Annotated in this window: 25 protein-coding genes; 9 read left to right on the top strand and 16 right to left on the bottom strand. The window is 72.6% G+C overall.

All coding sequences use genetic code 11. The features are described from left to right. Nucleotides 1–30: 30 nt before the first annotated feature. From BLT76_RS05420 to BLT76_RS05410, 3 genes are read right to left on the bottom strand one after another with little or no spacing between them, the layout of a single operon-like run. On the bottom strand, nt 31–501 hold the full coding sequence (locus BLT76_RS05420) for an SRPBCC family protein (RefSeq protein ID WP_090851854.1): 471 nt from the start codon (nt 499–501) through the stop codon (nt 31–33). 9 nt (nt 502–510) lie between these two features. After that, the gene (locus BLT76_RS05415) at nt 511–1,011 is read right to left on the bottom strand and encodes a glutathione peroxidase (RefSeq protein WP_090851851.1); all 501 of its coding nucleotides are present in this window, start codon (nt 1,009–1,011) and stop codon (nt 511–513) included. 46 nt (nt 1,012–1,057) lie between these two features. After that, on the bottom strand, nt 1,058–1,756 hold the full coding sequence (locus BLT76_RS05410; RefSeq protein ID WP_090851848.1) for a hypothetical protein: 699 nt from the start codon (nt 1,754–1,756) through the stop codon (nt 1,058–1,060). Nucleotides 1,757–1,972: 216 nt separating this feature from the next. On the opposite strand from BLT76_RS05410, the gene BLT76_RS05405 reads away from it, so the two are divergent. Beyond that, nucleotides 1,973–8,710, top strand: coding sequence for a DUF11 domain-containing protein (locus tag BLT76_RS05405; protein ID WP_139175428.1), 6,738 nt, complete (start codon nt 1,973–1,975; stop codon nt 8,708–8,710). 65 nt (nt 8,711–8,775) lie between these two features. Here the strand turns inward: BLT76_RS05405 and BLT76_RS05400 are convergent, their stop codons facing one another. Next, nucleotides 8,776–9,747: an SDR family NAD(P)-dependent oxidoreductase gene (locus BLT76_RS05400; RefSeq protein ID WP_090851842.1), complete on the bottom strand. Its 972-nt coding sequence runs from the start codon at nt 9,745–9,747 to the stop codon at nt 8,776–8,778. 28 nt (nt 9,748–9,775) lie between these two features. On the opposite strand from BLT76_RS05400, the gene BLT76_RS05395 reads away from it, so the two are divergent. From BLT76_RS05395 to BLT76_RS05380, 4 genes are all read left to right on the top strand, one after another. Further along, on the top strand, nt 9,776–11,014 hold the full coding sequence (locus tag BLT76_RS05395) for an FAD-binding protein (protein WP_244509266.1): 1,239 nt from the start codon (nt 9,776–9,778) through the stop codon (nt 11,012–11,014). Between the two features lie 112 nt (nt 11,015–11,126). After that, the gene (locus BLT76_RS05390) at nt 11,127–11,600 is read left to right on the top strand and encodes an SRPBCC family protein (protein WP_090851839.1); all 474 of its coding nucleotides are present in this window, start codon (nt 11,127–11,129) and stop codon (nt 11,598–11,600) included. Nucleotides 11,601–11,658: 58 nt separating this feature from the next. Continuing rightward, nucleotides 11,659–12,252: a hypothetical protein gene (locus BLT76_RS05385; RefSeq protein ID WP_090851836.1), complete on the top strand. Its 594-nt coding sequence runs from the start codon at nt 11,659–11,661 to the stop codon at nt 12,250–12,252. Beyond that, entirely contained in the window at nt 12,249–12,752 is a 504-nt protein-coding gene (locus BLT76_RS05380; RefSeq protein WP_090851833.1) for an RNA polymerase sigma factor, read from the top strand. Before BLT76_RS05385 ends, BLT76_RS05380 begins: the two co-directional genes overlap by 4 nt. On the opposite strand, the gene BLT76_RS05375 is transcribed toward BLT76_RS05380, so the two are convergent. Then, nucleotides 12,725–13,021, bottom strand: coding sequence for a hypothetical protein (locus tag BLT76_RS05375; protein ID WP_090851830.1), 297 nt, complete (start codon nt 13,019–13,021; stop codon nt 12,725–12,727). The two genes, BLT76_RS05380 and BLT76_RS05375, sit on opposite strands and share 28 nt — an antisense overlap. Nucleotides 13,022–13,193: 172 nt before the next feature. On the opposite strand from BLT76_RS05375, the gene BLT76_RS05370 reads away from it, so the two are divergent. Continuing rightward, entirely contained in the window at nt 13,194–14,699 is a 1,506-nt protein-coding gene (locus BLT76_RS05370; RefSeq protein ID WP_170866943.1) for an ABC transporter substrate-binding protein/permease, read from the top strand. Further along, the gene (locus BLT76_RS05365; RefSeq protein WP_090851828.1) at nt 14,696–15,457 is read left to right on the top strand and encodes an amino acid ABC transporter ATP-binding protein; all 762 of its coding nucleotides are present in this window, start codon (nt 14,696–14,698) and stop codon (nt 15,455–15,457) included. The genes BLT76_RS05370 and BLT76_RS05365 overlap by 4 nt, the downstream gene beginning before the upstream one ends. Here the strand turns inward: BLT76_RS05365 and BLT76_RS05360 are convergent. Further along, nucleotides 15,434–15,919 (bottom strand): VOC family protein, encoded by a 486-nt coding sequence (locus tag BLT76_RS05360; protein WP_090852175.1) that lies wholly within the window; start codon nt 15,917–15,919, stop codon nt 15,434–15,436. The two genes, BLT76_RS05365 and BLT76_RS05360, sit on opposite strands and share 24 nt — an antisense overlap. 85 nt (nt 15,920–16,004) lie before the next feature. Here BLT76_RS05360 and BLT76_RS05355 point away from each other — a divergent pair, with 85 nt between their 5' ends. Next, nucleotides 16,005–17,201 carry a glycosyltransferase gene (locus BLT76_RS05355; RefSeq protein WP_090851825.1) on the top strand — a complete coding sequence of 399 codons (1,197 nt, stop codon included), beginning with the start codon at nt 16,005–16,007 and terminating at the stop codon, nt 17,199–17,201. Between the two features lie 72 nt (nt 17,202–17,273). Here the strand turns inward: BLT76_RS05355 and BLT76_RS05350 are convergent, their stop codons facing one another. From BLT76_RS05350 to BLT76_RS05330, 5 genes are all read right to left on the bottom strand, one after another. Further along, nucleotides 17,274–18,413, bottom strand: a complete 1,140-nt coding sequence (locus BLT76_RS05350; RefSeq protein WP_090851821.1) for an RNA polymerase sigma factor — start codon at nt 18,411–18,413, stop codon at nt 17,274–17,276. Between the two features lie 2 nt (nt 18,414–18,415). Beyond that, the gene (locus tag BLT76_RS05345) at nt 18,416–18,832 is read right to left on the bottom strand and encodes a YciI family protein (RefSeq protein ID WP_090851819.1); all 417 of its coding nucleotides are present in this window, start codon (nt 18,830–18,832) and stop codon (nt 18,416–18,418) included. Nucleotides 18,833–18,926: 94 nt separating this feature from the next. Next, nucleotides 18,927–19,334, bottom strand: a complete 408-nt coding sequence (locus BLT76_RS05340) for a low affinity iron permease family protein (RefSeq protein ID WP_090851816.1) — start codon at nt 19,332–19,334, stop codon at nt 18,927–18,929. Nucleotides 19,335–19,775: 441 nt separating this feature from the next. After that, nucleotides 19,776–20,411: a hypothetical protein gene (locus BLT76_RS25325; protein ID WP_139175426.1), complete on the bottom strand. Its 636-nt coding sequence runs from the start codon at nt 20,409–20,411 to the stop codon at nt 19,776–19,778. Between the two features lie 145 nt (nt 20,412–20,556). Continuing rightward, nucleotides 20,557–21,129: a hypothetical protein gene (locus tag BLT76_RS05330; RefSeq protein ID WP_090851810.1), complete on the bottom strand. Its 573-nt coding sequence runs from the start codon at nt 21,127–21,129 to the stop codon at nt 20,557–20,559. A 38-nt stretch (nt 21,130–21,167) separates the two neighbouring features. Here BLT76_RS05330 and BLT76_RS05325 point away from each other — a divergent pair, with 38 nt between their 5' ends. After that, entirely contained in the window at nt 21,168–21,413 is a 246-nt protein-coding gene (locus tag BLT76_RS05325; RefSeq protein WP_090851807.1) for a hypothetical protein, read from the top strand. A 111-nt stretch (nt 21,414–21,524) separates the two neighbouring features. On the opposite strand, the gene BLT76_RS25600 is transcribed toward BLT76_RS05325, so the two are convergent. From BLT76_RS25600 to BLT76_RS05310, 5 genes are all read right to left on the bottom strand, one after another. Continuing rightward, nucleotides 21,525–21,683 (bottom strand): hypothetical protein, encoded by a 159-nt coding sequence (locus BLT76_RS25600; protein ID WP_170866942.1) that lies wholly within the window; start codon nt 21,681–21,683, stop codon nt 21,525–21,527. Between the two features lie 70 nt (nt 21,684–21,753). Further along, entirely contained in the window at nt 21,754–21,891 is a 138-nt protein-coding gene (locus tag BLT76_RS25595; protein WP_170866941.1) for a hypothetical protein, read from the bottom strand. A 418-nt stretch (nt 21,892–22,309) separates the two neighbouring features. Next, nucleotides 22,310–22,525, bottom strand: a complete 216-nt coding sequence (locus BLT76_RS05320; protein WP_090851804.1) for a hypothetical protein — start codon at nt 22,523–22,525, stop codon at nt 22,310–22,312. A 100-nt stretch (nt 22,526–22,625) separates the two neighbouring features. After that, nucleotides 22,626–23,453 carry a hypothetical protein gene (locus BLT76_RS05315; protein ID WP_090851801.1) on the bottom strand — a complete coding sequence of 276 codons (828 nt, stop codon included), beginning with the start codon at nt 23,451–23,453 and terminating at the stop codon, nt 22,626–22,628. Further along, nucleotides 23,450–24,043 carry a hypothetical protein gene (locus BLT76_RS05310; protein ID WP_090851797.1) on the bottom strand — a complete coding sequence of 198 codons (594 nt, stop codon included), beginning with the start codon at nt 24,041–24,043 and terminating at the stop codon, nt 23,450–23,452. The genes BLT76_RS05315 and BLT76_RS05310 overlap by 4 nt, the downstream gene beginning before the upstream one ends. Nucleotides 24,044–24,057: the final 14 nt, after the last annotated feature.

The following is a 24,057-nucleotide window of genomic DNA, read 5'->3' as shown; positions in this document are numbered from 1 at the left end:
GCCGGCCTGACCGCTGCAGGACGTCAGGGACTATCCGATCCCCAGCTCCCGCAGCAGGTTCGCCGAGAACCGGTCGCCCATCTGGCCGATGACGCCCTTCATGGTCGCGACGACGGCGGGCGAGGAGAGCTTGGGCAGCGGGAGGTCGAGGGTGATCTCCAGGCTGGTGGCCAGGTGGGTGCCGCCGTCAGGGGCGTCGGAGAGGTCGTACCAGCCCTCGACGCCGGAGCGCTCCTTCTCCCCGGCCGGCGGGTCGTGGTGGAACTCGATCCGCTCGAGGTCGTCGAAGACCATCCGCTCGGTGAACGCGGGCGCGACCTTCACACCGAGGACGTCGAGGCCGGACATCTCCCAGCGCCAGTGCTCGCCGTCGGCGGTCACCCGCTTCAGGAACGGCGTGAGCGCCGCGATCTTGTCGGGGTCCACCAGGACGTCCCAGATCTGCTGGCGCGGGGCGGCCACGACCGCCTCCGCCGAGGTCTTCGCACTGAACCGGGTCATGCCCGGCTGTTACCCGGCGAGGGCCTTCTCGATGTCGGAGGCGATCTTCTCGGGCTTGGTGGTCGAGGCGTAGCGCTTGATCACGGTGCCGTCGCGGCCGATCAGGAACTTGGTGAAGTTCCACTTGATCCGGTCGCCGAGGACGCCGCCCTTCTCGGAGCGCAGCCACTGGAAGAGCGGGTGCGCGTCGTCGCCGTTCACGTCGATCTTCGAGAACAGCGGGAACGTCACGCCGAAGTTGCGCTCGCAGAAGCCCGAGATCTCCTCGTCGGTGCCCGGCTCCTGGTGGCCGAACTGGTCGCACGGGAAGCCGAGTACGGCGAAGCCGCGCTCGGCGTACTGGTCGTGCAGCGCCTGGAGGCCCTGGTACTGCGGCGTGAAGCCGCACTGGGAGGCGGTGTTGACGACCAGCACCACCTGCCCGTCGTACGACGCCAGGTCGATCTCCTGGCCGTCGATGGAGCGAGCGTCGAAGTCGGCCAGCGTCGCCGGCCCCGCGTTTCCTGACATGTGACAAGTCTGCCAGCGGTGGCCTGACCGGGGCGGGAGGTCCCGCTCAGCCGACCATCCGGCCGCGCACCCGCGCGCTCTGCTGGTGGCCGACGGGGTTGTGGTGCCCGGCGAGCTCCACGACGACGCGGCGTCCGGCGACCTGCAGCACCACCCGGTCATCGGCGATCGACTCGACCTCGCCGGCGACGACGTACTCGTCGCCCTCAAGGCGATCCAGCACCGCGCCGGGCGGGCAGCGCTCGACGTCGCCGTGGGCCACCAGCCGCAGCTCCGGCCGGATCCGCTGCCGGTAGCGCCACAGCAGCAGCCCGCCGGCCAGCAGCAGCAGGTCGGCGACCAGCGTCACCACCAGCGCGCCCGACCCGCGCACCTCCCCCTCCACGGAGTACGACGACGGCCGCTCGGGCAGCACGCGGACCTCGATCTCGCCGGCCGCCACCGCCTGCTCGCGGACGTCCTCGGTGACCTCGACCGTCCAGCCGCGGTCGTCGTCGTCCAGCTGCTCGCCGGCGACGTCGTCGGGCAGCTCGAAGCCGACGTACGAGCGGCCGTCCTGGACGGTGTCGGCGACCACCCGGGCCGTCACCTCCACGCCGGAGCGCTCGAGCTGCCAGCGCAGCCAGGTGCTGTGTGCCAGCGGCAGGTTGACCATCAGCAGCACGACCGCGACCAGCAGCAGGCCGAGCCGACCGCCTCCGCCCGCGCGGCGCTCCGGGGTCGACGAGGACATCGACGAGGACATGGGAGCAGTATGCGGGTCACCCCGGCCTTCACCCCTCGATGACCCGTCCGGGCCATTGCCCATGGCCCAGGCGGGCTGGGAGCATCGGGAGGCTCGTGCCCGTCAGGCACCGAGCACCACGACTCGGCGTGGTCGACGAGCAGGACCTGCAAGTGGCTGGGGGGCCCTTCGACGATGAGTCGTTCTATTGCTGCGCGCACGCGCGCCATCAGGCTGTTGACGCAACTGGTCATCACGGCGGTGGTGAGCGGCATGCTCGCCGTCACCGCAGCGGTGCTCGGCGCCGCGCCCGCGCAGGCCGCCGGTACGCCGGACCTGCAGCTGAGCGGCGGTCCGGCCGCCGAGGTGCTCTACGGCAACACCGTCCCGGTGTCGCTGACCGCCTCGCTGCCCGCGGGCGCACCGAAGGGCTACAACCTGGCCTACCGGTTCGTGCTGCCCGCCGGCACGTCGTACGTCGGCGGCTCGGCCGGGTCCGAGGCCGGCGAGCCGACGGTGATCGCGAACGCGCCGACCAGCGGTAAGACCACGCTGATCTGGCCGAACACCTACGACCTGGTCGCCAACGCCAGCCACACGCTGGCCTTCGCGATCGCCTACCGCGACACCGGGGTCGCCGCCCCCCGCTTCGACGTCGGCGACCCGATCGCCGTCGACATGGGCGCCTACCTCTCCACCGACCCCCGCGACGAGGCCGACTTCAGCGCCCTCGGCGTTCCGCAGACCGGCGCCGACTCCTACAGCGGGTACGCCGAGAAGTCGACGACCACCCAGCTCACCGCGGTCGAGATCGTCAAGGACGAGCCGCACCCCGAGGGCGAGATCCCGCGCGGCGTGCACGACCACCAGACCGTCTACACGCTGACGGTGACGAACAACAAGGTGAACCCGACGACCGGGGTCACGGTCGACGACTACCTGCCCGCCGGCCTGGAGTTCCTGGGCTGCGCCGGCCAGGCCGACCACAGCGCCACGCAGGAGTACGCCGGCTCCGGCCCGATCGTCGTCACCGCGCCGACCACCGACTGCGTGGACCCGGTCCTGGTCGAGACGGTCGACACCGACCCCGACGGCTCCGGCCCGCTCCCCGCCGGCGTCTACACGCACGTCCGCTGGACCCACCTCGGCGGCTTCGCCGCCAACGGCGTGAAGAAGATCAGGTACGCCGCCGCCATCCCGATCCGCGAGAACACGGTCACCTGGCCCGGCGCGACCCCCGCCACCACCGGCGCCCAGACCGCGAACCTCGACAACAACACCGGCCCCGAGACGTACGACGAGCAGCCGCTGCTGAACGGCGCGATCGCCGCCGGCACCTACCAGTCGCCGGTCAACGGCCCGCGCACCGTGTCCGACGAGGGCACCCTGCTGCGTACCGCCGAGGACATCGCGATCCAGAAGTCGAACGACAACAACGGGCTCGAGCAGGGCGACCTGACCAAGTGGACGGTCGACCTGCAGGTCTCGGAGTACCGCTACGTCGACCACGTCGTCATCCGCGACACCGTCCCCAACGGCCTGTGCCCGCTCGGCACCGCCAACCTGACGACCGGCAACAGCGCGAGCGACGCCGAGTGCGCCTCGACCGCGGGCAAGCTGCCGAGCCAGCCCTACACCTCGGTCGACGAGCAGTCGAACGGCACCTTCGCCGTCGTCTGGGACGAGAGCACCTTCCCGTCCCTCGCGCGGATCGCCCCGAGCGGCACCCGCCAGCTGACCTTCTGGACGCGCACCCGCGCCAACTACCAGTCCGGCTTCGCCGACAGCACCCCGGTGCTGTCGAAGGACGCGGTCACCAACAACATCGCCACCGAGGGCGTCGACTGGGTGCGCTGCGCGCCCGCCGACCCCACGTGCGCCAGCTCCGGCACCAAGATCGACCACGACGAGACCGACGGCGAGCTCGACTACGACGTCTCCCAGTCCGGCAAGGCCGCCGAGGGCCCGTCCATCCTCAAGCAGGTCGCGGCGACGTACCCCGCGAGCGGTGACTGCGACGACCTCGTGGCCGCGAGCTACGGCAAGACCGTGCCGGTCTACGGCCCGGGCGACTTCGTCTGCTGGAAGCTGCGGCTGGTCTTCCCGACCAACCTGGACACCTACAGCCAGGACGTCTTCGACGTGCTGCCGGACACGCTCAGCTACGTGCCGGGCAGCTGGAAGAAGACGGTCAACAACGACGTCCCGGTCGGGGCGTTCGACGACACCGCCGACGACACCGCGGGCCGGCTGAGCTGGAAGATCGGCGCCGGCGACACCGACGTCGACACCGGGGGCCAGGTCTTCGAGGTCACCCTCAAGACCACCGTCGGCTCGCCGCTCGGCCACCACTCCGGTGACGTCGACGGCAACCTGCAGAAGTTCTCGTACCAGAACACCGCGGGCCAGGCGTTCACGCTGCGCGACAAGGTCGACTTCGCCCTGAAGCTCCCCGAGGTCGGCGTCACCAAGGCCGCCGACGACGAGGCCGTCGAGGCCGGCCAGGCCGTCCACTACACGGTCGGCGTGCAGAACACCGGCGCCGCCCGCGCCGAGGACGCCCGGGTCTGGGACGTGCTCCCGTCCGGCCTCACCTGCGCCGCGATCAGCGCGGTCTCCGACGGCGGCACGTGCGCCGGCGGGCGGATCACCTGGACCGGGCTCGACGTCGCCGCCGGGGCCACGAAGAACGTGACCTACACGCTGACCGTCCCGGCCGGCGTCAGCCCGGGCATCACCTACACCAACCGGGTCGGCGTCGTGGAGTACGGCTACACGACCAACCACGGCACGACGTACCAGCTGGTGCCGAACAACCCGGTCGTCAAGGACCCGGCCCTCCCGACGCCGAACATGCCCGCTGCGGAGGCCACCGAGCAGATCCACACCCCGGATGCCGGCGTCGCCAAGACCCGCACCACCTCGGTGACGGAGTCCGGCAACGGCGCCGGCCAGGCGACCATCGGCGAGGTCGTGACCTACACGGTCACCACCACCATCCCGCGCAACACCACGGTGTACGGCGCCACGGTCACCGACCCGCTCGGCTCCCGGCAGACCCTGGTCCCCGGCAGCCTCTGCGTGAACGGCTGCACCCTCGACGGCGTTGCCTTCGGCGGGGTCAGCGAGTCGCCGGCGAACACGGTCCGGGCCACGCTGCCGACGCCGTACCAGCCCACCACGGCCGACGGCGTCCTCGTCGTGACCTTCCAGGCGACTGTGCTCGACGTCGCCGCCAACGTCCGCAGCGCCTCGCTCGGGAACACCGCGACGCTGGCCTACACCGACCAGGACGGGCAGTCCCGCACCCGGGCCGGCTCGGTCAGCACCACGATCGTGGAGCCCAAGATCGCGGTCACCAAGACCCACGCCGGGTCCGCGACGGTCACCGCCGCCGAGGTGAAGACGTTCACCGTCACCGCCTCGAACTCGTCGGCGACGAACGTCTCGACCGCCCACGACGTGGTGGTCGTCGACACCCTGCCGCTCGGCACCGACCCGGTGACGATCCACGACGGCGGCGTGTGGAACGCGGCCGCGCGCACGATCACCTGGACGGTCGCGTCCATCGCCCCCGGGGCCTCGAAGGCGCTCACCTACGACGTCCAGGTCGAGTCGCCGCCGATCGGTGGCACGACGTACACCAACAACGTGGCCGAGACCGCCCGCAGCCTGGGCAGCATCCCGGGCGCGCGCACCTCATCGTCGACGGCCTCCACAGCCGGTGACTACGCCGCCACCGCCTCCGACACGCTGAAGGTCGTGCTGCCCACCGTCACCAAGACCGTGGACCCGGCGACCGCCACGATCGGCAGCAACGTGACCTGGACGGTCGGGGTCGAGATCCCGGCCGGGGTCCGCTACCTCGACACCACCGTGGTCGACGGCGTCCCCGACGGCCTGGCCGTCGACGGGTACGGCGCGATCACCTGCACCTCGGGCTGCCCCGGCACCGACCCGGCCGTCAGCACCTTCCCGGTGACGACGGCGGGCGCGACCCAGCAGGCCGCCTGGTTCCTCGGCGACCTCGCCGCGGCGCCGCAGAAGCGCACCTACACCCTGGTCCTGACCGGCCACGTGCTCGCGACCAAGCGGGCCGGTGGCGCCGTCACCGCGCCGGTGTCGCTCACCAACACCGCGCGGGTGCGGACCAACCGCACCGACGTCCTGCCCGCCAACCCCGGCGCGGTCGCGTCGTCGTACTCCGACACGGTCGGGCCGGCCTCGGCCACCACCGCCGTCCGGGAGCCGGTCCTCACCCTCGACAAGTCCGCCGACCGCGGGCCGTACGTCGAGGGCAACGACCTGGTGACGTACTCGGTGGCGATCAAGAACACCGGCACCTGGCCGGCGTACGACGTCGTCGTCACCGACCAGCCCGACAGCGAGCTGGTCGACGTCACGCTCGTCGACGGCGCCTCCCGGAGCACCGACGGCTGGACCGCGGGCGACCCGGACCTGGCCTGGCTGATCCCGGGCGGCATCGCGCCGGGCGCCACGGTGACCCTCACCTACACGGCGAAGGTCAAGCCGGGCGCCCAGCTCGCCTCCGGCGACCAGGTCGTCAACACCGCCGCCATCCCGCGCTACTACGGCGCCTCGGGCGCCGAGCGCACCGGCGACAGCGACAACCCGTGGCGCGAGTACGCCGGCCCGCAGGACACGGTCACCCTGACCGTGGCGAAGCCGGAGCTCACCATCGTCAAGACGCCCGACAACGGCGCCGCGACGGCCGGCGAGGACGCGACCTTCACGATCAAGGTGAAGAACACCGACGCCCACGCCACCGCCCACGGCACCGTGCTCCGCGACGTGCTCCCGACGGGGCTGACCTATGTCAGCAGCTCGCCGTCCGGGACCGCCTCGGGCCAGACGATCGACTGGACGATCGGCAGCCTGGCGCCGGGCGCCACCGCGACCTTCACGGTCGTCGCCCGCGTCGGCGCGGACGTCGACACCGGCACCACCCTCACCAACACGGCGTCCACGCACGCCGACGAGGTGCCGACCGACAAGACCGACACCGGCTCGCTGGTGGTCGGGACCCGGACCGACCTGAAGGTCGTCAAGACCGCGTCGAAGACCTCGGTGCGGGCCGGTGAGCAGCTCGTCTACACGCTCACCACCACCAACGTCGGGCCGTCGGACGCGCGGGCCTCGGTGCTCACCGACACGCTGCCGTCGTACCTGACGCTGGTGGAGACCGACGACCCGGACCGGTGCTCGGTCGTCGGGCAGGTGATCACCTGCTCGTACGGCACGCTCGCCCCGGGCGCGACCCGGACGGTCGAGGTGACCGTGCTGGTCGACCCGGCCCGCACGGCCGCGGCCACCAACGCCGCCGACGTCACGACCACGACGCCGGACACCGCCCCGGCGAACAACCACAGCGAGGTGACCACCCCGGTCACCCCGGTCTCGGACGTGTCGGTGGTCAAGACGGCGAACGGCACCGAGTTCCACGGCGGTGACGTCGTCACCTACACGCTGGTGGCCCGCAACGCCGGTCCGTCCACCGCGACCGCCGTCACGCTGACCGACCCGATCCCGGACGACCTCACCTTCGTGTCGGTCACCCCGGGGGCGCCGACCTGCACCGAGGCCGCCGGCACGGTCAACTGCTCGTTCGGGGCGCTGGCCCCGGGCGCGTCGCAGACGGTGACGATCAGGGCCAAGGCCAAGGGCACCCCGCCGGTCCCGGCCGACGACAGCCACGACCACCAGGTCGAGGTGTCGAAGGTCGAGCAGTCGGTCTCGCTGCAGGCCGGCGAGACCCGGACGCAGGACCTGTCCTGCACCGGCGGCGCGACCATGACCGACGGCTCGGTCGAGGTGATGAGCGTCGACCAGGGCGCCGGCGCCAAGACCGACGTCGTCGTCCGCGAGGCCCGCTCGACCGGCCTCGGCAGCTACCGGTTCGTCGTCGCGAACGGCACCAGCGGCCAGGCGCAGCTGAAGCTGTTCGGCACCTGCCTCGCGGCCGAGACCACGTCGGTCGAGGGCCACGCCCACACCATCGAGGTGAGCGCGCCGACGGTCCTGTCCCTCGGCACGCCGACCGCCCTGCCGGTCGGTCGCCAGTCGTTCACGATCCCGGTCGCGGGCGGCACGCGCGGCGTGGCGCCGGGCATCCAGGTCCTCAGCGGCCAGGCCCGGCTGGTCGGCGCCGAGCCGGTCTCCGGGGGCTGGAGGCTGACGGTCGACGTCCTGGCCCCGGCCACGGTCGACCTGAGCCTGCGGACCCTGCGGGCGCGGACCGGCCTGGCCGGCTCGCCGACGCACCTGCACGCGCTGGACCTCCAGCACGTGAAGCGCACGGTGACGCTCGTGCCCGGCGAGAGCGTCGAGCGGGTCGGCTGCCCGACGCTCTACAAGGGCATCACGGCCACCTACGACCTGCCCGCGGGCGTGGTGCTGCTCGGCACCTCCCCGCAGCCGGTCAACCGGGACTTCCGCCTGCTCAACACGACCGGCGGCGACGTCGACGTGCTGCTCGACCTCGAGTGCGTGGCGGTCCGGACCAGCAAGGCGCTCGACCAGGTGCTGACCGTGGTCAACACGGCCGGCGTGGCGACCACGACGTACGACGCGGACGCGTCGAACGACACCAGCTCGGCGACGGTCACCGTGGCCCGGGCCGCCGGCAGCGTGACCCCGACGCCCATCCCGACGCCCACCCCGACGCCGGTCCCGATCCCGGTCGCGCCGTCCTCGGTCGTGAAGGCCTTCCAGGTCGGCTCGGCCGGGCGGGGCGCCAACGTCCGGGTGGCCTGTCAGGGCACCGGGGTCTGCACCGGCACGGTGAGGCTGACGGCCGTCGTGCCGCAGCGCTACGCCCGGGCGAAGCGGGTCGTGATCGGCTCGGCGCGCTACCGGGTGGTCGGCGGGCACACCGAGCGGGTGCGGGTCACCATCAAGAAGAAGTTCCGCAAGCTGGTCCGTCAGGACCGGGTCCGGAGGATCCGCGTCAGCTGACGCCGTACCTCCCTGAGACAGGGCCGGTCCCCTCGCGGGGGCCGGCCCTGTCGGCATCTCGGGCGTCAGTCCCAGTCGGGCGGCGTCTCGGTGCTGATCGCGACGTAGTCGAGGAACCGGGCGACCGCGGCCGGGTCCTGGTCGCGCTGCCAGCCGAAGGTCGTGGGGCGCTGGGCGCGGTCGTGCCATAAGTGGCCGGGCTCGGAGGGCGGTCGGGTGGCGACCAGCCAGACGGCCGTGTCGGCGCCGTCCTCGGCGGTCCGCAGCAGCGGCCTGGTGAGCGAGCGGAAGCGCGGCAGGTGGGTGGCCACGCCGGGCGTCTCGACCCAGCCGGGGTGCATGCTCTCGACGCGGACGTCGGTGCCGTCGTACCGCCGGGCCCAGGCGTCGGCCAGCACCACCTGCATCCGCTTGGTCCGCGCGTACGCCGAGACGCCGCGGTAGGTCCCGTCGCGGTACTCGATCGCGTCCTCGCCGTCGGGCAGCGCGGCGCCGTACATGCCGCCGGTCGACATCCACACCACGATCCCCCGCGCGGCGGTCAGCGCCGGCAGCAGCAGCTCCGTCATCAGGTGCGGCCCGAGCACGTGCACGGCGAGCTGCAGCTCGTGGCCCTGCGGGCTCTCGGTGCGGGTGTCGGTCATCGTGCCGGCGTTGTGGACCAGCCCGTCCAGCCCTGGCACCCGGTCGGCGAACGCCTCGCCCCAGTCCCGGACGGCGTCCAGGTCACCGACGTCGCAGACCTCCTCGACGATCGTGGCGTTCGGGTGCTCCAGCCGCAGCTCGCGGGCCACGCCGGCGAGCTTGTCGGCGTTGCGCCCGAGCACGTGCACGGTCGCGCCGAGCCGGGCGAACGAGCCGGCCATCGCCTCGCCGATCCCCGACGTGGCCCCGGTGACCAGCACCCGCTTGCCGGCGAGCGAGCCGGGGGCGGGGTCGGCCGGCCACCAGCGGCGGCGCAGCCGGGAGCCGAGCGAGGTGTAGCCGAGGACGACGGAGCGGTCCAGCGCCGCATCGAGGAGGTCGGTGATCGCCATGCCACCAGGTAACCAGGAGGATGTGCGGGTGCTGACGAACTGGTCCGGGAACCACCCCTACGCCGCCGCCCGGGTCCACCGGCCGACCTCGGTCGACGAGCTGGCCACCGTGGTCGCGGGTGCGGAGCAGGTGCACGCGCTCGGGTCGCGGCACTCGTTCACGGACGTCGCCGACACGCCCGGCGACCTGGTGGCGACCGACGCGCTGCCGGAGACGGTCGAGGTCGACCCGTCGCGCCGGCAGGTGCGGGTCAGCGGCGGGACGACGTACGGCCGGCTGGCCGAGCGGCTGCACGCCGAAGGCTGGGCGCTCGCGACGATGGCCTCGCTGCCGCACATCTCGGTCGCCGGCGCGGTCGCCACCGGCACGCACGGCTCCGGCGACCGGACCAGGTCGCTGGCGGCGGCCGTCGCCGGCCTCGAGTACGTCGACGCGACCGGCGCCCTCCGGTCCGTCCGGCGGGGCGACGTCGACTTCGACGGCTCGGTCGTGGCGCTGGGCGCCCTCGGCGTGACCACCCACGTCACGCTCGACGTCGAGCCGTCGTACGACGTCCGCCAGGACCTGTACGTCGACCTGCCCTGGGACGTCGCGCTCGCGAACCTGGACGCGCTGACCGCGACCGGCTCGAGCGTCAGCCTGTTCACCGACTGGGCCAGCGGCCGGGTCGCGCAGGTGTGGGTGAAGAGCCGCGGCACCGAGCCGCCGCCGACCCTGTACGGCGCCGCCGCGGCGACCGGCACCCTGCACATGCTCCTCGGCGCCGACACCGCCGCGGTGACCGAGCAGGGCGGCGTGATCGGGCCGTGGCACGAGCGGCTGCCGCACTTCCGGATGGCCTTCACGCCCAGCCGCGGGGAGGAGCTGCAGAGCGAGTACCTCGTCCCGCGCACCCACGCCCCCGCCGCCGTGTCGGCTCTGCTGAGCCTGGCCCCCTCCTTCGCGCCGCTGCTCCAGGTCGCCGAGGTCCGCACCGTCGCCGCCGACCCGCTCTGGCTCAGCCCGGCGTACGGCGTCGACGTCGTCGCCCTGCACTTCACCTGGCTGCGCGACGTCCCCGGCGTGTACGGCGTGCTGCCCGCGATCGAGGCGGCCCTGCTCCCCCTCGGCGCCCGCCCGCACTGGGGCAAGTGCTTCGTCGCCCCCGCCGCCGACCTCCGCCCGCTCTACCCCCGCTTCGACGACTTCCGCGCCCTCGCCGCCCGTCTCGACCCGGAGGGCACCTTCCACAACCAGTTCCTCACCCGCCACCTAGACCTCCCCTGACCCCCCACCTGACCCCGGCATCGCCGAGTCAGCAGCAGTTGCGGGCCGAGTCAGCACCAGTAGTGCTGACTCGGCGGGGTTCCCCACAGGATGGGCGGGGCAGGCTCCTTCCATGCCGCAGGTGACAGCCGAGATCTGGGTGCCGGTCCCGCCGGAGACGGCCTTCGCCGTGTCCCAGACCACCGGCGAGGTCCGGCTCTCCTGGGACCCGTTCATCCGGCACCAGCGGCTCATCGACGCCGAGCGGCCAGGCAAGGACGTGCACACCTTCACCCGCGCCCGGGTCGGGCCGTCGATGGTCAGCCGCTACGTCTCCTACCGCCCGCCGACGTCGGTGGGCATGACGATGGAGCAGGGGCCCTGGTTCTTCGCGTCCTTCGGCGGCGGCTGGCGGTTCACCCCCGAGGAGCGGGACGGCGTCGCCGGCACCCGCGCGGTCTGGAAGTACACCTGGGCCGGCCGCCCGGCCTGGCTCTCCCCCGTCGCCGACCGGGTCGGACGGGCGCTGCTCGGCCGAGAGATCCGCGCCCGGATCGCCGCCTTCGCCCGCGCCTGCGAGGACCCGGCGGTGCTGGCCGCGATCTGAGTGCAACGTTCGGAGCGGGTCCGGCCACGAGATGCTGTGACCCCCGAGGAGGCACCCCGTGCTGGACCACGATCTCGACCACCTGCTGCAGCGGGCGCGCGGCCCCGAGCCGTCCGAGCGGGCCGTCGCGGCCGCCCGCGGCCTGGCCGGCGACCTGCGCCCGACCCAGCGTCCTCACCGTCGCCCCTCACGCCGGCTGCGGCTCGCGGCCGTGGGCCTGGGCGCCGCCGTACTCCTGTCGGCCGGCACCACCCTCGCGGCCTACCAGCTCAGCATCCCGCCGTTCCAGACCCTGCCGGCGGGGATGCAGCGGTTGGAGCATCCCATCCCGCTGGACTTCGTCGAGCCCGACGGCACGCAGCGGCGCTGCCTGGTCTTCCTGGAGTTCACCGACGTCGACGCGGCCGACCTCGAGCGACTCGACCGGGCCGTGGCCGACCGGGCCTGGACGACCGACCAGCAGCGTGAGGTCACCGGGACGGCCGGCGGCCCCGCTCCCCGGACCGAGGACGAGGTGCTGCCCGACACGGCTCACGACCACCTCCTCGCGTTCGCCGTCACCGTCGTCCCCACGCTGAGTGACGACCTGCCCGACGGACGCCGGCCGACCTTCGCCGGGTACGGCGCCAGCTGCGTCGACGGGCTCCCGTGACGACCCACGTCGAGCAGGTGATCGAGCGTGAGCTCCCCGACCTGCTGGCCTACTTCACCCGACGGGTGCGCCCCGTCGAGGACGCCGCCGACCTGCTGTCCGAGACGCTGGTCGTGCTCTGGCGGCGGGCGGACGCCGTACCCGAGGAGCCGGAGGCGGCCCGGCGGTGGGCCTTCGGCGTCGCCCGCAAGGTGCTCGCCACCCATCGCCGTACCCTCCGGCGCCGCGCGGCGCTCACGGACCGGCTCCGCGACGAGCTGAGCGTCCCGAACCCCGACGGCGACGGTGACGCCACGGCTGCGCTGCACGACGCGCTCCTCACCCTGCGGCCCCTCGACCGCGAGATCGTCCGGCTCGTGCACTGGGACGGGTTCTCGCTGGTCGACGCGGCGGCGGTGCTCGGCAGGCGACCGGCCACGGTCCGCAGCCGCTACCACCGGGCGCGCCAGGCGCTGCGGCGCCGGCTGGTGGATCAGGGAGCGCTGAAGAGCGTCCAGTAGCTGCGGTAGTCGGGGTGGTCGACGTACGCCGCGGACATCCGGTAGAGGAACCGCGCGACCTCGTCGGCCCGCCGTGGCTCCTCGGCGAGGTCGCTCCGCATGCTCTCGAGGATCGACAGGCTCTGCCGCGAGAACCGCTCCGCCGGACCGTCGCCGCGCAGCGACGCCTCGCTGACCGACTCCCCGACCCGGGCCAGGAGGAACTCGAAGAGGCTGTCGATCCCGGCGTCGTGGCTGGCGCGACCGGCGCGGGCGCGGGTGTGAGGCATGGGGCATCTGCTCCGGGTCGAGGGCGTGCGAGACCGAGGTTGAGGTGACCGTCCCCCCGGCGTCGCCCCCCGTTGGCGATGCGGCCGGACCACCTGTTCGGATGAGGGTAGCCGCGGACTGTTTCGGGGCGATGACGGTTGGCGCAAAGGTCCAGATGGGTACGACGTCCAGGTGTCCCGTCCACCCTCCGCCGTCCGGCTGCTGCTGCTCCTGGTCGCGACCGCGCTGCTGACGGCGGTCGGCGCCGTACCCGTGCAGGCCGCGGGGCAGGACCGGGCCGCGGCCGATGGCGAGCGCCGGGTGGTCCGGGTCGGCACCGAGGGCACCTACCCGCCGTTCACGTTCACCGACCCCGAGACCGACGAGCTGACCGGCTACGACATCGAGGTGATGAAGGCGGTCGGCGAGAGGGCCGGCTGGGACCTGCGATTCACCCAGGGCACCTTCGACGCGCTCTTCCCGGCCCTGGACGCCGAGCGGATCGACGTGATCGCCAACCAGGTGACGATCAACGACGAGCGCGAGGCCCGCTACCTCTTCACGCAGCCCTACACGTTCTCCCGCGGCGTGATCGTGACCGCGAGCGACACCGACGACATCACCTCGCTCGCCGATCTGAAGGGGCGCACCACCGCCCAGTCGGAGACCAGCAACTGGGCCCAGGTCGCCCGCGACGCCGGGGCCGACGTGCAGTCGGTCGAGGGGTTCGGGCCGGCCGCGGAGCTGCTGGTCCAGGGCCGGGTCGACGCGATCGTCAACGACAACATCGCGGTGCTCGACTACCTGGCCTCCACCGGCAGCGACGAGATCAAGATCGCCGGCGATGCGGGCGAGGAGGTCAGCCGGCAGGCGCTGGTCTTCCGCCAGGGCGACGAGGCGCTGCGCGACGAGGCCGACGCCGCCCTGCGGGAGCTGGCCGCCGACGGCACGCTCGCCGAGATCTCCGAGGACTACTTCGGCGCCGACGTCTCCGTCGAGAACGACGCCGACCTCGACGTCGCCGGCTCCGACAGCGGACGGAGCCGCTGGGACGTCGTCCGGGACGCGGCCTGGCCGATGCTCCGCGGGGCGCTGGTCGGCACCATCCCGCTGACCGTGATCAGCTTCGTCGCCGGCCTGGCCCTGGCGCTGGCCCTCGCGCTCGCGAGGCTCTCCGGCGTACGGCTCCTCGACTGGCCGGCCCGGGCCTACGTCTCGCTGATCCGCGGCACCCCGCTGCTGGTGCAGCTGTTCATCGTCTTCTACGGACTCGGGCAGGTCGGCCTGAAGCTGCCGAGCTTCGCCGCGGCCTGCCTGGCGCTGAGCCTCAACGTCGCCGGGTACGCCGCCGAGGTGATCCGGGCCTCGATCCTCTCGGTGCCGCGCGGGCAGTTCGAGGCGGCGACCACGATCGGCATGGACTCCTGGCAGACGATGCGCCGGATCGTGCTGCCCCAGGCGTCGCGGATCGCCGTACCCCCGCTCGGCAACACGCTGCTCTCGCTCATCAAGGACACCGCGCTCGCCTCGGTGGTGCTGGCGCCCGAGCTGTTCCGAGCCGCGCAGGACGCGGCGGCGCTGAGCACCGAGTACCTGCCGCTCTACTGCTTCGCCGCGCTCTACTACTGGGTGATCTGCTACCTGGTCTCGCTCGCCCAGCAGCCGCTGGAGCGCCGTCTCGGGAGGTACGCCGTATGACGCTCGTGGAGGCGCACGGCATCACCAAGTCCTTCGGCGACCAGACGGTCCTGCGCGGCGTCGACTTCACGGCCGAACGGGGTACGGCGACCGTGCTGCTCGGCCCGTCCGGCTCCGGCAAGACGACGATCCTCCGCTCGCTGAACGTGCTCGAGACCCCGGACGCCGGCCGGGTCCGGATCGGCGACGCGGCGGTCGACTTCGACGACCTCCCCCGCGACAAGGCCGCGCGCCGTCGACAGATCGCCGCGCTGCGGGCCTGCAGCGGCATGGTCTTCCAGAGCCACCACCTCTTCCCCCACAAGACCGCGCTCGGCAACCTGCTCGAGGGGCCGGTCCAGGTGCAGGGCCGCCCGGTCGACGAGGCGACCGCCGACGCCCGGCAGCTCCTGGAGCGGGTCGGCCTGGCCGGCCGCGAGGACGCCTACCCCAGCCAGCTCTCGGGCGGGCAGCAGCAGCGGGTCGGCATCGCCCGGGCGCTCGCCCTGAAGCCGGAGGTGCTGCTCCTCGACGAGCCGACCTCCGCGCTCGACCCGGAGCTGGTCGGCGAGGTGCTGGCCGTCGTCCGCGACCTGGCGGCCGACGGCTGGACGATGCTGATCGTCACCCACGAGGTCCGCTTCGCCCGCGACGTCGCCGACCAGGTGCTCTTCCTCGACGGCGGCGTGGTCGCGGAGCGCGGCGGCGCCGAGGTGCTCACCGACCCGCGGGAGGAGCGGACCCGGCGGTTCCTCTCACGCGTCCTCGAGGCCGGCTGAGCGACCCGGAGCCGCGCAGACGCGATCGGCGCCCCACCACGACACCTTCTGGGTCTGAGCGTCCAGCTCCTGGAAGAGCGTCACGCTCAGTCCGGCCGGCGCTTCGAGGCGCGAGTTGAGCGAGCGCCACGGCGTCTCGACGGGCGGGGCGACGAGCTCCGCGCCACCGGCCACCAGCCGCTCGGTGCGGGCCTCGGCGTCGTCGACCTCGAAGGCCACCCGCAGCCGTACGCCGGTCTGCCGGCCCACCTCGACGTCGTCGATCATCCGGGTCTGCGCCGGGTTGGCCAGCTCCAGGGTGGCCCGGCCCGCGTCGAGGATCGCGACGCGCGCGTCGCCCTCCCCCTGGTACGCCGCCTGCTCCGGCAGCCCGAGCACGTCGCGGAAGAACCGCAGCGCCTCGTCGTAGTCCGTCGCCTCCACGACCAGCCGAAGCTGGCGCACGGGTGTCTGCTCGCTCATGCCGACCAAGATGTCACCGTCCGGTCGACCGGCGCTCACCTGATCCACCCGGCGCCCGCCTCCGGCCGCTCCTACGGTCGCGCGCATGGAGAAGGTGACGTTCCTCGAGGACGGCCCCCGGGTGCTGTCGATGTACGACGGCTTCTTCGCGGGCGGGGCCCGGATGCTGCACACTGCGGTGGTCCGCAGCCTCGAGGCGACCACCAGCCAGCGGCACGCCGTCCTCGGCCTCAGCGACCGCGTGCACCGCGAGGCGACGGTCCAGCTGGCCCGTGAGGACGCGAGCTACCGCCGGCTCCGCGCGGCCGGCGTACCCGTCTCGCTCCTGCAGCGGGCGCCCGCGGACCCGCTGCGCCCCGCCCACCTCGCCTCCCTCGAGCGCGCGGTGGCCGGCGCCGACGTGGTGCTGTCCCTCAAGGAGCAGCCGCTGGCCGCGCTGGCTCGGGTGGAGGTCACCCGGCCCGTGGTCACCTGCCTGCACCGCTCCGACCCCGAGCACCAGGGCCCCGGCCTGGAGACCCTCGTCTCCCTGGTCGAGCGCGGCGTCGTGACGACCGCGATCTGCTGCGCCCGCTCCACCCAGGCGGCCTACCACGCCGCGACCGGCATCCCCCTCGAGCAGCTGCCCGTGGTGCTGAACGGCGTCGACCTGCACCGCTTCCGCCCGGACGCCGACCAGCGCAGCGCCGTACGACGGGAGCTCGGCGTGGTCGGCGACGCCCCCGTGGTGCTGCTCGCGGCCCGCTTCGACCCGATGAAGGACGTCGGCCTCTTCGTGCGGTCGGCCGCGGTCCTCGCCGCCCGCTACCCCGACGCCCACCTGGTCCTCTGCGGCGCCGGCATGTCCCCCGACAACCGCGACCTGACCGACCTGCTCACGACCGGTCTGCGCCGCTGGGACGGCGCCCACCGCCAGGTGCACCTGCTCGGCATCCGCGAGGACATGCCCCGCCTCTACAACGCCGCCGACCTCGTCGTCCTCACCAGCGCGTACGGCGAGGCCGCGCCGCTCTCGCTGCTTGAGGGCATGGCCTGCGGCGCCGTCCCCGTCACCACCGACGTCGGCGACGCCGCGGCGATGGTCGGCGACCGCCGCCTGGTGGTCGACCGCGACGCCGCCTCGGTCGCCGCCGGCTGGGAGGCCGCCTTCGAGCTGCGCGAGGAGCACGCCGAGCGGATCCTGCGGCAACGCCAGCGGCTCAGCGACCAGCGGTGCTTCGACGCCTACGCCGCGATCGTCGCCGGTCAGGTCCGGCCGGAGGTCCTGGAGCTCGCGGTGTGAGTTTCATCGGCTAGCCGATGAAACTCATCCCTGGACGATGAACCTTCGTCGTCCCGGCGTGAGGTTCGTCGGCTAGCCGATGAAACTCACCAGCCTGGCCGCCTGCCGCGTCAGGTGGGTCCGCTCGGCGACGCTGGCGGCCTGGTCGGCGGCCCGGACGTAGAGCTCGCGGGCGGCGACGAACTCGCCGGCCCGCTCGCGCAGCCACGCCTCCACGGCGGTACGGCGCGGCAGATCGGCCGGCACGCGCTCCAGGGCGCGCAGCCCGGCCAGCGGGCCGTCGACCTCGCCGACGGCGACGGCCCGGTTGAGCGCGACGACCGGAGAGTCGACCAGGCGCTGCAGCTCGTCGTACCACTCGAGGACCTGGGGCCAGTCGGTCTCGGCGGCGCTCGGGGCGTCGCAGTGGAGCGCGGCGATGGCGGCCTGGGCCTGGTACTCGCCCAGCCGGTCCACCGCGAGCGCCGCCTGGAGGACCTCGACCCCCTCCGCGACCAGCGCGGTGTCCCAGCGCGAGCGGTCCTGCTCGGCCAGTGGCACCAGCGACCCGTCGGCGGTGAAGCGGGCGGCCCGCCGGGCATGGTGCAGCAGCATCAGCGCGAGCAGGCCCGCCACCTCGGGCTCGGCGCTGGCCCGCGCCAGGGGCCGGGTGAGCCGGATCGCCTCCGCGGCCAGGTCCACCGAGCCGGCGTACCCCTCGTTGAACATCAGGTAGAGCACCGCCAGCACCCACCGCAGGTCCCCCGGGGTCCCGACCCCCTCCGCGGCCACGGTGCGCTTGGCGCGGCTGATCCGCTGGGCCATGGTCGCCTCCGGCACCAGGTACGCCGACGCCACCTGCGCCGTGGTCAGCCCGCCGACCGCGCGCAGGGTCAGCGCGACCGCCGAGGCCGGGCTGAGCGCCGGGTGGCAGCACCAGAAGAGCAGCAGCAGGGTGTCGTCGTGCTCCTCCGCGGGCCCCGCCGCGGGCTCGTCGGACACCCGTTCCTCCCGGGTACGACGGGCCGCGTCCGACCGCGCCGCGTCCAGGAACCGCCGCCACGCGACCGTCACCAGCCACGCCCTCGGGTCCGCGGGCGGGTCGTCGGGCCAGCGTCGTACCGCCTCGAGGAGGGCCTCCTGCACGGCGTCCTCGGCCGTCGCGAAGTCGGCCCCGCGACGGACGAGGACGCCCAGGACCTGCGGCGCCAGGTCCCGCAGCAGGTCGTCCATGCTCACTCCGTGACGGTGCAGGGGTCGTGGTCGAGGAAGGGCCGGACCTCGATCCACTCGTGCAGCGGCCGACCGCCCTGGCCGGGGGCGGAGGAGAGGAACGCCGCGGCCTCGTGGGCCCGCTCGACGCTGTCGACGTCGATGACCATCCAGCCGGCGATCAGGTCCTTGGTCTCCGCGAACGGCCCGTCGGTCACCGGCGGCCGCCCCTCCCCGCCGAAGCGCACGAAGGTGCCCTCGGGCGAGAGCGCCTGCGCGTCGACGAACTCGCCGCGCTCGCGGAAGGTGTCGGCCACGTGGTTCATGAACGCGATGTGCGCGTCGATCTCCTCGGGCGTCCACCGGTCCATCAGCACCGTCGCGTCGGGGTGCGGGGTCGGGTTGCCGCGGTAGTGCTTCAGCAGCAGGTACTTCGCCATCTCGGTCTCCTTCGATCCGGGACCCCGTCGTCGGTGTCCTCACCCCAGGGACGGAGCCGTCCCGACGTTCTCGACATCGGCGGGCCGAGAAGTCTCAGTGTCGTTCTTCGAGACCCACGGCGTCGCGCAGCCGGCGTACCGACTCCTCGAGGGTGGGGTCCTGCTGGGCCCGCGACGACATCAGGTCCGAGAGGGCCTCGGCGATCACGTTCAGCTTCTCCTGCGCGGCCTCCTCGCTGCGCCGGCCGGCGTTCTCGAGCAGCACCAGCAGCATCAGCGAGAGCACGCTCGACACGGTGTGGATGACCACCTGCCAGGACTTGGCGTCCGGGAACAGCGGGAAGCTCACCGCCCAGGCCACGACGATCAGCAGGCACAGGCCGAAGAACGGCGCCCGGCTCACCTGGAAGTACGCCGCCTCCACGAACCGGTCGAACCCGCTGCGCCCGTCCTGCTTGCCTCGGTCCTGCGCGGCGTCGCTGCGGGTCTCCTCGTTGCTCACGTCGCTGACCCTAGAGCCCGTCCCACCGCCCGGCGTCGCGGAACGGGAAAGCAGAAGGCCCCGGACTCTCGTCCGGGGCCTTCATCACGTGCGCGAGGGGGGATTTGAACCCCCTTCGGACTTGGCCCCTGACCAGCAGAAAGTGCCTCTGACCTGCGCTTTCTTGCTTGTCGCTGCTTATCGTAGTCGGTCGCTGTCGTGCGGTGTGTGTATCTGGTGCACATTGTGCGCGGTGGTCGGCTGGGAACGACGACTGGACTCGTGCCGAGTCAGACAGTGTGCTAGCGGTGGCGTGCAGCCAGAGCCGGCGGGGCAGAACCACGAAGAAGGCACGAGGGCGAGGCTCTCGCAAGCTTGCTCGACGCGATTGCTTTCGCGAATCGGCTCACGGGCCGCTCGCGGAAGCCAAGACACGGCTCTCGTGCTCCTAGCCACCACGGATCAGACAACTTCTTCGGCGGCTCTCAGGACCGCGCGCCCAAGGTCCGTGAGGGGATAAGCGTTACCCCCAAGGACGGATGTCAGCTTGGTTAGTCCACTGTTCGCGAGGTTCAACAGGCAGTGCTCAACCACGACCTCCGACATCGCCGCCTTCGTGGCCACGTACTCCGCCACAAACTGTCCGAGGTTGTCGCCGCCGTCCTGCTCGGTGACGACGACGCTATCGGCAAGCACAGCCAGCACCCTGAAGTGCAGGGGGCCGAGGTCGGTCATCGCCTGCAGCGCCAACTCAGCGCGAGTGAAACCCTCTTCGTCCTTGCGCGCGGTCGCGTTGGCGGCCTCACCGAGCACGGCACCCATGGCCCGCAGAGTGGCGTCATGACCATTCATCCCGGCAGCCCACAAGACTTTCATGTAAAGCGGAACGGCGCGAGGCTCCGCCTCGACCCAATCCGTGAACTCCTCGCGCGTCAGGCCTGAGTGCTCCTCGGCGACCTTCAGAGCTCGCGATGTAAGCCGAGCCCACTCTTGGCGAACTAGTCCAGCCGCCTTCTCGCCGATCGTGCTGGTACCTGGGACGAGCGCTCCCAGTGCCTCACCAGCAAGACGATCCTTAAGGTTTTCCTCTGATCCCACGTCGCCACCCTAGGGTCTCGGCAACCTTCCTTCGAGACTGTGGACGTACCCGATCTCGGCAGATCCGGCAGGTGCTAGCCAGGCGTGTCGTCGGCGCCTGCTGCTGCTCGGAGTCACGCGGGGACCGGCAAGTAGCGGCGCCGAATCACCGTCGCCGGTTCTCCGCAAACCGCTCGACCGACGCCCGGGAGAGCGAGGCTTGCGCGCGGTGCACGACGCGCTTCTCGATGCGGCCATCGGCGACGGCGCGGCGGATGGTCTCGTGGCTGCACCCGACCAGTTGCGCGGCGTCGAGCCACGAGATCCACCGGTCTCGGTCCTCGCGATACGCCTCGACCTCAGCTTCGCGGACCCACCATCGGCCGTTGACCTTGCGACCCTCGAGGCGCCCCTGCCGTGCGAGGTAGACGACATGGTCGGAGTGGGCGTACCCGAGCCGCTCGGCGGCCCCCGTCGCCGGGATCCATCCCTGGGGCTCGGGCGGTCGGATGCGGCGGTCCTCGCGGTGCTGGCGGCGCTCCTGCAGCCCTGCGGTGTGTTCGCGCCACCAGGCGGCGAACTCCTCGACCGACTCGCGGTTCAGGCTGCCGCTGCGGCGGCCCTGGCCGGGGCGGCGGGTGATGCGGCCAGTGCGGGCGTGATGCTCGATCGTGGAGATCGGACATCCGACGAGCTCAGCGGCCTGGGGCCACGTCAGCCAATCGGGGTCGTCTGCCACGGCGTGATCATGTCAGGGGTGCTGGGTAGCCTGCCGCGGTGAACATCACGGGCGACGCGACGACGAACCGCGGGCACATGGTCCCGCGGCACGTCTGGGTCGCGCCGACCGGGCAGTGGCACGAGAAGTGCCCCGGGTTCGCGTGGGATCGTCGTCGCGACGAGAACGGCTTCTGGGAGTACCTGGTGAGCTACGTGACGGGCGGCGGGAACGTGCGGCCCCAGCAGCGCGCGGGCTGGATGTCGGCGGCACTAGTGCGGCTGGTCGACGAGGTGAAGTCCTGAGCGGAGGAGCGGCCCCGTCCGTCTCGGGAGTCGAAAGGGCCGCCCAGTTCCGCGCCGTGACCGTCCGCGAGGCACCAAGAAGGTGCCCGGCCGCAGACGGTTCATGCGCCGCTAGTCCTCGATCCGCTGGACGTGTATCAGCTGCTCCCCGCCGGCGGTCTGCTCGCGCGCGTAGTCCCAGGCCTCGTCGTAGGTCGGCTGCTCGATGTCGAGCACCCGGGTCTCGGCCGAGGTGTCGCCAGTGGGGCGGTAGGTCGCGCGCAGGATCACGACCTGAGGGCACGGCGGCCGGTCTCCGCTCGCCCGCGCGGCGAGCGGAGACCGTCCTGCCCGGCGCTCGCTAGAGCCGGGGCTCGATGCACCACCTCCAGATGACCGACGCCAGGAGAGTGCCACCGGCGTTGGCCGTGAGGTTGACGGCGAAGTTGATGACCGAGACCATCATGGAGGTCTGGTCCGGCGGAGAGTTACGGTTCATTCCCGTTCCGTTCTACGAGGTGTGCTGGATCTCGGCGGCCGCGAGTTCGCCCCTCGCGGCCGCCATGCACCAGGTCGGTGCAGGTCTAGGGGTAGTGGGCCGATGCTCCTTGCGTCGCGTCCTCCTCGGTCATGGGCAATCTGGGCTCTCCCGGGTGAGCGTTCAAGACGGTGCCTTTGTCTAGGTCCTTCACCTCTTCCACTCGGTCCAGCACGGTGCTGGACAGGTCGCCCAGCGCAGTCATCCGCCCGTGCAAGTACTAGGTGCGCGGGGCTTGCGTCCACCGCTCGCGTGCGTCGCTCATCCTTCGACCGCGAAAACGCCTTGCGCGACCGGTTCACCGGCTGCTAGAAGCCGAAGAGCGCCCCGCCCTCCCGGAGGAGAGCGGGGCGCGGGTCGGCGCGGAGCAGCTGGCCAGTCAGGCCTCCTCGGTGGCGGGCTCGTTGCGGACCCCCCACGTCGCGCCGCCTACCGAGGCGAGAGCGCCGAGGGCCAGGCCGGCGGCGATGACGGTCTCGGACCCGGTGAGGTTGCCGTCGGCCATGCCGGCGGCGAGGCCGGCGGTGCCGGCGAAGAAGCCGGCGCCGATGCCGGCGACGAGGGCCTTGCGGATCCGGCGGATGGTTGTCTTCATCGGTGCTCCTTCGGGTTGCTGATGCGGTAGGTGACGAGGAGGACGGTCAGGCCGACGAGCAGGGCAGCCGCGGCGAGCGGGCTCTGGTGGTCGAGGCGCATCACGCGGCCTCGGGGATGTGCAGTACGCCGGCGACTGCGCGGTGGTCGACGCGGCGCCGCTTGCCGTCGACGACGACGGACGGGAGCTCGCCAGGCACGAGGTGCGGGTCGCTCATGCGGGCGTTGGACAGTCGGGCGTCGATGACGCGTCCGCCGTCGTGCGAGCCCTGGCCGGCCGGCGGCCGCTTGCTGTCCCACATCGTGTCGAGGCCGGTGGTCTCGTGGAGGTAGGTCCGGAACTCGGCGATGCGGAGGTCGAGGTTGGTGTCGATCCCGATGCGGATCACGATCCCGGGCCACCGGTTCTCGGCGCGGCCGACCCAGCGGCCGACCTTCCTCATGCCCTGGTGGTGGGCGAGCACGCCGAGCGGGTTGTCGTCCTCGTTCCAGCCGCTGCCCTGTTGCACGCGGGCGGGCGGGTGCAGGGCGCCGAGCGCGACGAGCGCGCCGGACTGGCGATGCACGAAGATCCGGAAGTGGCCCCAGAGGTCGCGCCAGGCCTCGCGCTCGGCCTTGTAGGCGCGGGTCCAGCGGCGGTAGAGCACCCAGCGGTGCCGCCGGTAGACCGATCGCTTCACGGCGATGACGTACTCGCCGCTGCGGGTCACGATCCACCCGGCGCCGAGCTCGCGGGCGATGAGGCGGCGCATCCGGGCGCCGGTCTCGGTTGTGGTGAACGACGTCAACTGCTCGGCGCGGACGACCCTGGCGACGTACTTCGCGATCGTCTTGGCCGGGACGTCGTAGCGCAGGGAGATGTGGGCGTCGTTCTCGCGGTGGCCGGCGCCGTAGGATCGACGCTCGAGGACCGTCTCGGTGGTGTTCATGCCCGGCGCCGCAGCTCGCGGTAGTCCTTGCGCAGCGCGATGATCCGGCGGCCGATGCGCTTGCGGTCGGCGGTGTCGCCCTGGGCGGCCGCGACCCCACGGGCGACCTTCAGCGCCTTGATGGCCGCGGCGATCGCGCCGTACCGATTCGTCTGCGACGCGGGCTTGGCTGGCGCCGCGACGGTCGGGAGCGCGGGGTACTGGCCGTCGATCGACCGGGTCCAGCCGACCCAACGCAGGTTCGGCCACCGGTCGAGCAGCCGTGCGGCGGTGGTCTCGTACCAGGCGTCGTCGTCGGTGGGCCCGCCCGGCGTCCAGATGTCGCCCTGCTCGTCGACGACTACGACGTGCCCGTGGCCCTGGCCACCGCCGGTCATCCAACCGAAAGAGAGCGGCGGCGCGTCGAGCGGGTTGCTGGAGGGGTGCTGGTCGGGCGCCGCCGCCCAGGACGCGGACGCGCCGGGGGTGCCGTTGCTGGGCACTGCGAAGGCCTCGCGGGTGCGGAGCTTGCAGTTGCCGGCGCCGATGTCGACGCGGTCGGCGGCCATGCGGCGGATCGCGGCGAGGCCGTCGAGGAAGGTGCGGGGCATGGAGTCTCCTGGCT

The organism is Nocardioides lianchengensis, from assembly GCF_900101465.1.
Taxonomy (GTDB): Bacteria; Actinomycetota; Actinomycetes; order Propionibacteriales; family Nocardioidaceae; genus Nocardioides; species Nocardioides lianchengensis.
This window is presented reverse-complemented; position numbering and strand designations above follow the sequence as displayed.

Bases quoted from the DNA above. Each gene is read 5' to 3' on its own strand.
- BLT76_RS05420 (WP_090851854.1), bottom strand. From the start codon at position 501: ATGACCCGGTTCAGTGCGAAGACCTCGGCGGAGGCGGTCGTGGCCGCC.
- BLT76_RS05415 (WP_090851851.1), bottom strand. From the start codon at position 1,011: ATGTCAGGAAACGCGGGGCCGGCGACGCTGGCCGACTTCGACGCTCGC.
- BLT76_RS05410 (WP_090851848.1), bottom strand. From the start codon at position 1,756: ATGTCCTCGTCGATGTCCTCGTCGACCCCGGAGCGCCGCGCGGGCGGA.
- BLT76_RS05400 (WP_090851842.1), bottom strand. From the start codon at position 9,747: ATGGCGATCACCGACCTCCTCGATGCGGCGCTGGACCGCTCCGTCGTC.
- BLT76_RS05390 (WP_090851839.1), top strand. From the start codon at position 11,127: ATGCCGCAGGTGACAGCCGAGATCTGGGTGCCGGTCCCGCCGGAGACG.
- BLT76_RS05375 (WP_090851830.1), bottom strand. From the start codon at position 13,021: ATGCCTCACACCCGCGCCCGCGCCGGTCGCGCCAGCCACGACGCCGGG.
- BLT76_RS05365 (WP_090851828.1), top strand. From the start codon at position 14,696: ATGACGCTCGTGGAGGCGCACGGCATCACCAAGTCCTTCGGCGACCAG.
- BLT76_RS05360 (WP_090852175.1), bottom strand. From the start codon at position 15,919: ATGAGCGAGCAGACACCCGTGCGCCAGCTTCGGCTGGTCGTGGAGGCG.
- BLT76_RS05355 (WP_090851825.1), top strand. From the start codon at position 16,005: ATGGAGAAGGTGACGTTCCTCGAGGACGGCCCCCGGGTGCTGTCGATG.
- BLT76_RS05350 (WP_090851821.1), bottom strand. From the start codon at position 18,413: ATGGACGACCTGCTGCGGGACCTGGCGCCGCAGGTCCTGGGCGTCCTC.
- BLT76_RS05345 (WP_090851819.1), bottom strand. From the start codon at position 18,832: ATGGCGAAGTACCTGCTGCTGAAGCACTACCGCGGCAACCCGACCCCG.
- BLT76_RS25595 (WP_170866941.1), bottom strand. From the start codon at position 21,891: ATGAACCGTAACTCTCCGCCGGACCAGACCTCCATGATGGTCTCGGTC.
- BLT76_RS05320 (WP_090851804.1), bottom strand. From the start codon at position 22,525: ATGAAGACAACCATCCGCCGGATCCGCAAGGCCCTCGTCGCCGGCATC.
- BLT76_RS05315 (WP_090851801.1), bottom strand. From the start codon at position 23,453: ATGAACACCACCGAGACGGTCCTCGAGCGTCGATCCTACGGCGCCGGC.
- BLT76_RS05310 (WP_090851797.1), bottom strand. From the start codon at position 24,043: ATGCCCCGCACCTTCCTCGACGGCCTCGCCGCGATCCGCCGCATGGCC.